This is a genomic window from Candidatus Eisenbacteria bacterium, assembly GCA_016867495.1.
GTDB lineage: Bacteria > Eisenbacteria > RBG-16-71-46 > CAIMUX01 > VGJL01 > VGJL01.
Map to the genome: position 1 here is coordinate 1 of VGJL01000115.1, position 8,255 is coordinate 8,255.

Annotated in this window: 7 protein-coding genes; 2 read left to right on the forward strand and 5 right to left on the reverse strand. The window is 67.2% G+C overall.

All coding sequences use genetic code 11. The annotated features are described in order from the left end of the window. The coding region (locus tag FJY88_09890; protein ID MBM3287641.1) for a hypothetical protein at positions 1-1,415 on the reverse strand (1,415 nt) is incomplete at its 3' end. A gap of 66 nt (positions 1,416-1,481) precedes the next feature. Here FJY88_09890 and FJY88_09895 point away from each other — a divergent pair. Next, positions 1,482-1,793, forward strand: a complete 312-nt coding sequence (locus tag FJY88_09895) for a hypothetical protein (GenBank protein ID MBM3287642.1) — start codon at positions 1,482-1,484, stop codon at positions 1,791-1,793. A gap of 203 nt (positions 1,794-1,996) precedes the next feature. On the opposite strand, the gene FJY88_09900 is transcribed toward FJY88_09895, so the two are convergent. The 4 genes from FJY88_09900 to FJY88_09915 form a co-directional block, all read right to left on the reverse strand. Then, positions 1,997-2,437: a hypothetical protein gene (locus FJY88_09900; GenBank protein MBM3287643.1), complete on the reverse strand. Its 441-nt coding sequence runs from the start codon at positions 2,435-2,437 to the stop codon at positions 1,997-1,999. A 49-nt stretch (positions 2,438-2,486) separates the two neighbouring features. Further along, the gene (locus FJY88_09905; protein ID MBM3287644.1) at positions 2,487-2,894 is read right to left on the reverse strand and encodes a hypothetical protein; all 408 of its coding nucleotides are present in this window, start codon (positions 2,892-2,894) and stop codon (positions 2,487-2,489) included. 16 nt (positions 2,895-2,910) lie between these two features. After that, complete coding sequence (locus FJY88_09910; GenBank protein MBM3287645.1) at positions 2,911-3,774, reverse strand: 4Fe-4S binding protein; 864 nt, start codon at positions 3,772-3,774, stop codon at positions 2,911-2,913. 246 nt (positions 3,775-4,020) lie between these two features. Further along, entirely contained in the window at positions 4,021-5,766 is a 1,746-nt protein-coding gene (locus FJY88_09915) for a tetratricopeptide repeat protein (protein ID MBM3287646.1), read from the reverse strand. Between the two features lie 210 nt (positions 5,767-5,976). Here FJY88_09915 and FJY88_09920 point away from each other — a divergent pair. Continuing rightward, a partial coding sequence (locus FJY88_09920; GenBank protein ID MBM3287647.1) for a tetratricopeptide repeat protein occupies positions 5,977-8,255 on the forward strand: 2,279 nt, incomplete at its 3' end.

Sequence of the window (8,255 nt, forward strand, 5' to 3'; positions counted from 1 at the left end):
GTCACATCGGCCGACCGCAGGAGGAAGGTGTTGTACCCGGCCTCGCGGATCGCCTTCTCGCGCTGGCCGCGCGTGAGGACGGCCACTCTCTCGATCGTGTGGATCTCGTAGGGGAATGTCTCGAAGGCGAAGGGCGCGAGATCGGGGAAGACCCAGTTGTAGGCCTGCTGATCGCGCCATTTCCCTTCCGACAGGGACCGGAGGCCTTGAACGGCGTCGCGCTGCCCATGCAAGCAGATGATCGCGTCCGCGATGGCGTCGAGTTGCTCGTTCGTCAAAGCCAGGCGTGGGATCTGGACGGGGACCAGGCGGTTTCTGTTGACCAGGCCCGAGGCGGTGGCGCGCACGCCCGACAAGAGATAGAGGGCCGCAGAGAAGGTGTCCTGCTGGTTCTTGTCGATCTGCGGGAAGAACTCGTCCGCGCGGATGTACGCCCCGTCGCATCCGCGCTCCAAGGGAACGCCCGCCTCGCGGAGGCGGCCGGTGAATCGCTCGGTCTGCGACATGACCCAGTGGACTTCGGCCTCGTCGCACATCTCGGCGAGGCCGCGCGCCAGCACCTCCATCGTCCGCCCGGCCATGCCTCCGTAAGTGTGAAGTCCCTCGTATACCACGACCTCGTTCATGAACTTCTCGTGGATGTCTGGGTGGTCGGTCGTGAGGATCCCGCCGGTGTTGGACTTCGGGTCCTGGGCCCCGTCCATCTGGAAGACGTCGGTCGTCTTGACGATCTGCCTGACGATCTCGGCCACGGGTCGATCGGCTTGCCCCTGCTCGTGGCGCTGAATGTGCCAAGCGTTCTCGATGATCCGGGAGCCGTCGCACACGACCTTCTTCCCGTGCCTCTCCGCGAGGGCGCGCACGGTGCGGAGGTTCTTCAGGCTGAACGGGTGCTGTCCGTCGGCGAAGGCCTGAAGGCCGACGAAGGCGACATTCTGTCCCTTCAGGATCTCCTCGAGCCTCTCCAGATCTACGTTGCCGGTGAAGACCTGCTCCTTCGCGTCGCGCACGTCGGGGTATCCGACGCCCAGCGGCACGAAGACGTCGGCCCTCGAGCGCGCATTGCTCGGGACGGCGGAGCCGGCGGGGATCATCGTCGCGGTGACGAGCTTGACGCATCCCAGCACGTTGTGGGTGGGGCAGACGTACTCGTGTCCCAGGACACCGCGCACGGAGACCTCCAGGGTCTCGAAGTTGCGTGAGCCCGCATAGGCCTCATCCCCGATCAGCTGTCCGGAGAGCTGCTCCTGGCTCATGGCGTTCGTTCCGAGGGAGCACATGTCGAAGCTTGCCTGCGTCGGCGTCAGGTGCCAGACGTTGAATCGAACCTGCGACAGGAGCTTCTTCCGCTCCTCGAGCGTCGGGAACGAGAGTGGACGGACCGTCTTGATCTTGTGGGGCTCATGGACGACCATGCCGCAACCTCCGGAATGCGATGAAGCCAGTTCCAAACCTCAAGATCTATACCATATCCGGCGTTGATGGCACAGAGCGGACTTCCCGATTCCCGCGCGAGGCGAGGAGCGATTCCGCACAGGGGCCCCAATCCGTTCCGCGGATCGACTCAGATGCGTTGTCAACTAGCTATGCCCGGCTCTGTCGTTGCCACGATCTACGATGTCTGCGGGAGGATCGTCTCGGCATTCGACTCCGGTCCCAGGAGCAGTGGCGGGGTCGAATGGGCGTGGGACGGCACTGACAGGGGAGGCAGACCCGCGGGGAGCGGAGTCTACCTCCTGGATGTCGAGGCCGGGGGAGTCCGCCACCGCAGGCAGCTCATCCTGTTGCGGTAGCATCTGAGCGGATTGACCGCATCCGAGACGGTCGCCTGGGGCGCCTAGGGACCCCGACGGTCTCCCGCAGCCCCGCGCCGCGAACGCGAACATAGCGGGGCGGAGGGAGCCGTCGGGGTGCGTCGACCTCGCATCCCGTTTCGCTCGCTAAGGTGCAGGGCGCGAACTCAAACGGACCGCCAGCGTTTCACCTGGCGCGTCCCCTACTTCTTCTCCGGAGCGGCTGCCCCCTTGGATCCCGGGCAGCCCTTGGCCTTCGGGCACTTGCCGCAATCATGCCCCGCCGCCTTGGCGTCGGCCGGGACGACCTTGAGCAGCTTGGCCTCCTTCGCCAGCTCCTGGACGGTTTTCAGGATGGTCTCGGGATTCGTCTTCTCGGTAGCGAAGGTCACATGAAAGAGCTTCGTCTCCTTCTCTACCTGCGCGACGATGATGCCCGGCTTGCCGTTGAGCGCCTTGGCGAGATCCCGGAGCAGCGTCCCCTCCATCAGGTTCGGGACGTCCAGGACGGCCGTCTGGGCCGCCGGCTTCGATTCCTCCTGCTTCGTCTCCTTCTTGGCTTGCTCATCAGCCCCTGCTGCGGAGATCGCGGCGAGGGACAGAGCCAGGGCGAGCGTCATCCAGATCCATCGGCGTGACCGCACTTGGCTTCCTCCTTCTTGTGTCAGCTTGTTCAGGGGCGCGGGCCGGAGCTCATGGCTCGGAGTCCGCGCCGAGGCTTGATCCATCAATCGAAAGGACGCGAAAGACCTGAAAGCGAATCTCTCCGGACGCCTCTTCGAAGACGGGCCCTTCGATCGCGTCCCGGATCGCCCCCGGACCGCATCGGGCCGGGTCGTACGTGACCAGGGCCTCGTTCCTGGAGGCATAGACGACGCAGCGCAGGACCCCGGGGATCCCCTCGAGCTGCCTTGCCATGATCTCTCCCGTGTCGACGCAACGGACTCCGCTCACTCGGAATCGGCCGGTCTCGACGGCCGCGCCGCCGGCCTCCTCATAGTCGACCACGAGGCTCGGCGCGGCGAAAAGCCGAGCGCTCCACAGTCCCAGAACGGTCGCCGAGGCGATGCAGAGGGGGACGATCCACTTCGGCGCCCTCATACGATTCTTCCTTTCCTCATACCCTCTTCCCCTCCAGGCAAAGCTCGAGCGCTCCCGGGGAGGGGCAGGCTTCCGTGCACTCCAGACACAGCGTGCACTCCCCTGACCGGACTTCGGCCGGGCGTGAGATCTCGATCGCCTGCGGGCATGCCCTGTCGCACGCGCCGCAACCGGTGCAGGTGGACCAAGATCGCCGGATGCGGAGCCGTCCGACCGCGGCAAACGGCCAGAGAACTACGCCCAGTGGGCAGAGATAGCGGCACCAGGCCATCGGGATCAGAAAGGCCAGGCCCAGGACGCCCGCGAGGATCGCGTAACTCACGTTCCGCACGTCGTGCCCGTGCATGCTGAAGAGAATGTAATAGGGATCGTACCCCCTGAAGACGAGTTCCCCGGTGCGATAGGTGAAGATGAGGATGACGACCAGGACCGGCACCCGCAACAAGCGAAGGGACCGATCGAGCCATCGGGGAGGTTCCACGAAGCCGACGGAGGAGACCGCGGCCCCGCCCCGCTTCGCTGCGATCCATCGCCGCAGGGCCGAGATCCACTCGCTGACGGTTCCGAAGGGGCACACCCAGGAGCAGAACGCCTTCCGGGCGATCAGCGTCAGAAGCAGGAGTGCGAGGAAGAGCGAGAGATTACGCTCTCCGGTCGCGCAGCTGAAACTCTGGTTCGTGATGAGTGACCAGGCCGTCTCGAGGCCTCCGAAGGGGCAGTAGGTCTCGATGCTGGAAAGGGAGAGGCCCAGCGCGAGGCGAACCCCCGCGACCGTGGTGGCTATGACGAGGGCAAGCTGGACGATCGTCCGCGCCCACTGCACGGAGGTCCTTCGTCCTCTTGGCCGGCCGATGCCATCCATGCCGATTCTGTCTCCCATGCGTCGCCGTCCGTCCGCCTTCCGAACGCGTCTCTCGAATCGCCGCGACCGCGGAGCTGCGGCATCGCGTCCGCGGTCACGACGATACGGCCATTCTACCGGGTGGGGAGGCGGTGTGACAAGCGGCGCGCCGCGAGGAGGATGGCCCCCGACGGTTCCCTTCGCTCCGCTAGGTTCGCGTTCGCGGCGCGCGGCATCGGGAGCCGGTCGGGGGTCCCCGCGCGCGCCCGTCGGCGCGAGCGTCGGCTACCTGTTCCTGTCGGAGGCCTGTCTGAGGGGCTCGAGGAACTCCTCGTGCGGCTCGAGGCCGAACAGCCTGCATGAATCGACGTCCGCCCAAGCCTCATCGTAGGCGCCGATCCCGAAGTGAGCGATCGCCCGATTGTTGTAGGCCTTCGGATCTCTCCGCAGACGAAGATAGCGGGAGTAGTCGGCGATCGCCTCCTCGTATCTCTCCGCTCTCAGACGCGTGTTGGCCCGATTGTAGTAGGCGTTCAGCATGTCGGGCCGCAACCTGAGCGCCTCGTTGTGGTGACGGATCGCCTCGTCGTACGCTCCCTCTCTCCCGAGCGCCAGTCCGAGGTAGTCGTGTGCGCGGGCGTTCAGTGGCCTCTTGCGGATCGTGTCCTTCCAGATCGCGACTTCGCTGCGATAGTCCGCGTTGCGCGAGACAGTCGTCAGTCCCAGGGCCAGCGCCACGATGGCGAGCGCGATCGCCTCGATTCTTGACCCTGCTCGGCGGCCCGCGGGGGGGTGGCCGGCGATCCTGCGGATGAGTCGGTCGGCGGCAAGGACCCCCGTGAGGGCGACCGCCGCCAGTGGCAGGTAGATCCTGTGTTCGAAGATCGGATCGGCGATCGGAACGATGCTGGAGGTCGGGGCGAGAATCAGAAAGAACCACGCGCCCAGGAAGCCGAGCCTCGGTCTCCTGATCAGGGACCATGCCGCGATCCCCGCCAGCGCCGCCACTGCGAGACCGGCCGGGAGCGCTTCCCCCGGCCTCTCCGCGATCGGCCAGCCGTAGTCGAGGACGAGCGGCCGCGGCCAGACGCTCAGTCTCAGGTAGTGAAGGATGACCCCGAACTCGGTGCCGAGGTAGCGGAGCCATGAGAAGGGCAGGTCGAACCCGGCGGTTCCCCCGCGGGCCGGATTGGCGGCCATCAAGAGCCCGAGAATCGCCCATGTGGACGCCAGAAGGACGTGGATCGTGCCGCGCCGGATGAGGATCTCCTTCCAATCCCTCGAGAGAAAGATCCTGTCGTAGAGCAGGACTATCAATGGCGCGGTGACCATGACCTCCTTCGTCCCCATCCCGAGCGCGCAGGCCGCAACCGCCAGAGCGGACCATCCCCTTTGCCCAGGAGTTCCGGGCGCGTGGAGGGCGCCGCGGAGCGTCGAGTAGAGCGTGAGGAGATAGAAGAGCCCCATAAGCGACTCGGCGCGCTGGACGACATAGGTGACAGACGAAGTCTGGATGGGGTGGACGGCCCAGAGAAGCGCGGCGGCGAAGGCGATCGCGTCCGCCCTGGCGGAGAGGACCGGATCGATTCGCGGAAGTCGCAGAGTCCTGCGCGCGATCCCGAAGAGAGCGAGAGCCGCCAGCGCGTGGATTCCGATGTTGACCAAGTGGTAGCCGAGCGGATCGAGTCCGCCGAGAGCGTAGTTCAAGGCGAGGGAGAGGTTCAGGATCGGGCGCCCGCTCGTGGTCGACCTGGGGAAGGTGGAGAGGATCGTCCCCGGCGATCCCAGGTCGCAGATCGTCGGGTTCTCCACGATTCCCCGGCGGTCATCCAGGACGAATGCGCCGCGTAGGCTGTTGGCGTAGGCGAGGGCGATCGCCGCCACGATGAGGAGCTTCAACAACCACCTGGGCGGGACCGGGGTGGAAGCCGTCGGCCAGGAGCGCTCGCTCGAGTTGCGGGGCGCCGCGGATCCGAATCCTCCCGATCCCGCGGGTTCCTGGGGCTCCGTTCTGTCGATCGTTGTCTCCATCTCCTGCGTGCGAAGGTAGCCGTCGGGGTCCGATCGCGCAATCGCGCCGGAGACCCTGGCCCGGCGGACGGTTCTTGCGCGCCGGCTGCTTCCCTAAGGCCCGCGCCGCGGACGCGAACCGTTGCGGCCGCTCCCGCCGACGGTCTATCCTCCATCCCGCGGACCGGCCGGCGGCTCCGTGAGCGCGGCCGCCCCCGGCCGAGCCCGGCGATGAACGCGAGAGAGATCGCCATGAGGCCGCATCACCTCCCGTCCTTCACTCTGGGCCTGATCGCCCTTCTGGTCGGGCACTCGATACGGCCGTCTGCGTTCCCCGCGCAGGCCGTCGCGCCCCGCCCGGCGGCCGTCGATGCGGTCGCGCAGGCCGGCATCCTCGACAGTCTCAAGGGCATGGTCGACAGCCTGCAGTTCGCGGCCAGCTACCAGAGGGCCGGCGGCCTCGCGCGCGAGGCGGTCCGCATCGCGGGAGAAACCGCAGCCGCGGGGGACAGCGCGCCCCTCTCGGAGTGGCTCCGCCGGTCGGCCGCGCTCGAACTGGAGTTGGGCCGTTTCACGGACGCGGAGAGTCTGTTCAGGAGGGCGCTGGGGATCGAGACGAGGTCGAGGTGCGACAGCGCTTCCATCCTTGACGCCCTGCGCGGCTTTGCCGCAATCGTCCTCGAGAGAGGCGACCTCGCGGAGGGGGAGCGCGGGGCGCTCTTCTGCCTTCGTTCCGGCGCCAGGATCAACGGCCCTCGGAGCGTCGAGGCCGCGAAGGACATGATGCGGATGGCCGAGGTGCGCATGAGGCAGCAACGCTTCGCCGACGCCGAGAGCCTTCTGGCCGAGGCGGAGAGCGTCTCCGCGCGGCAGACGGGGCCGGACAGGGATGCTCTCGTCGATGTCCTGCGGCTCCAAGCCGAGCTCGCGTTCTCGAGGGCGAGATACCAGGATGCCCGCGCCCTCTTCGCTCGCAGTCTCGCTCTTGCGGAGGAGATCCACGGCGCCGGCAGCGATCCCGCGACGCTCCACCTGAACGTGCAAGCGAAGGTCCAAAGAAGGCTGGGCGAACTGGGCGAGGCGAGGGAGTGCTACAAGCGCTGTCTGCAGACCCGACAGAGAGTCTACGGCGCCGAGAGCCCGCACGTCGGCGCGGTTCTGCACGACCTGGGCGTCCTTCTCTATGACATGGGCGACTATGAAGAGGCCGTGCGAACCGCGGAGCGCGCCCTGGCCATACGGAGCGCCTCATTCGGGCCCAAGGACGCGCGGGTGGCCCTCACGATGGTGACGCTGGGGAGGTATCTGCAGGGAGTCGGCCGATACGCCGAGGCGATCCGGGTCGCACGGGATGCGGCGGAGAGGATGGAAGCAGCGCAGGGATCCGCGCACCCACAGACAGCGCTGGCGCTGAGCAGGCTCGCGGGGCTTCTTCTGCGACGGGGAGACATCCTGGAGGCAGACCGGCTCTATCGACGCAGCCTGAGGATCACGGAATCGGTCTATGGTGATCAGCACCCCGAGGTCGCGTCGCATTGCATGAACCTGGGGCTGTGCCTTCTCGAGCAGGGAAGGGTCGACGAAGCGCGCGTCGAACTCGAGCGATCGGTCAGGACCGGACGCGCCGTGTACGGGTCGGGGAGCGCGCGGACCGCGGTCTTCGAGCGAGAGCTGGCTCGAGCGCTGGCGGTCCAGGGAAAGGTGGATGAGGCGATCGCCGTCCTTGACGCCTGCGTGGCCAACCAGCAGGGCCAGCTCGGCGCGGAGAATCCGAATCTGATCGCGACTCTCTCGCGCCTTGCCGAGGCCGAGTTGATCGCAGGGCGGATCGCCGAGGGCCGGGCCCACTCGGCCCGCACGATCGATCTGGGCGAGAAGATCTATGGGGCCGAGCACATGAACCTGGTCGGGCCGCTCCTCACGGCGGCGGAGCTGGACGCGGCCGAGGGAAAGTGGCGCGAGGCCGTGGCGAAGGGGATCCGAGCCACGCAGATCGCCCTGGCGGTCCAGGAGGAGGCCTACCGCGGGTCCTCGGACGAGGAGGCGCTGCAGGTTCTGGGACTTGCGGCCAGGGCGGTGACCACCCTCTGCGGGCTGCTTCCGTTGCGCGAGCAGTGTCCCGACACGACGTTGGAACGGGTCTTCTGTCTGCTCGCGCGGACGCATGGGCAGGTGCTGGATCGCATGGCCGAGCGCCACAGGCTGATCGAGTCGGGAGTGGATCCCGGGTCCGCATCGCTGCAGGCCGGGTACCTCGCGGCCTGCCAGCGCCTGGCAAACCTCGTCGGAAAGGAGCTCCTGTCGCCGGAGACCTCCTTCCACGAGGAGACGAGAAGGGCGCGGGCGGAGAAGGAAGAAGCGGAGAGGGCGCTGAGCGTGGCCAGCGATGAGTTCCGCGAGCGGTTGGAGCGCAGGAAGCAGGAAGCGGCGATGACATGCGATCGGCTGGCGGAGATCCTCCCTCCCGGCGGCGGCATCGTCCACTTCGTGCGCTACCCTGACCTCGCGGC